The sequence below is a fragment of the Pantoea sp. USMM079 genome (assembly GCF_037153115.1).
Classification (GTDB): Bacteria; Pseudomonadota; Gammaproteobacteria; order Enterobacterales; family Enterobacteriaceae; genus Pantoea; species Pantoea communis.
Genome location: NZ_JBBCKX010000080.1, coordinates 1 through 259 on the forward strand (window position 1 = coordinate 1; position 259 = coordinate 259).

The following is a 259-nucleotide window of genomic DNA, read 5'->3' on the forward strand; positions in this document are numbered from 1 at the left end:
CGTACCCCAAACCGACACAGGTGGTCAGGTAGAGAATACCAAGGCGCTTGAGAGAACTCGGGTGAAGGAACTAGGCAAAATGGTGCCGTAACTTCGGGAGAAGGCACGCTGGCATGTAGGTGAAGGGACTTGCTCCCCGAGCTGAAGCCAGTCGAAGATACCAGCTGGCTGCAACTGTTTATTAAAAACACAGCACTGTGCAAACACGAAAGTGGACGTATACGGTGTGACGCCTGCCCGGTGCCGGAAGGTTAATTGA

The 259-nt window shown here is 53.3% G+C and carries 1 rRNA gene; it reads left to right on the forward strand.

From position 1 onward, the window contains the following. Nucleotides 1–259: ribosomal RNA gene (locus WFP70_RS26605) — 23S ribosomal RNA — on the forward strand; the annotation flags it as partial.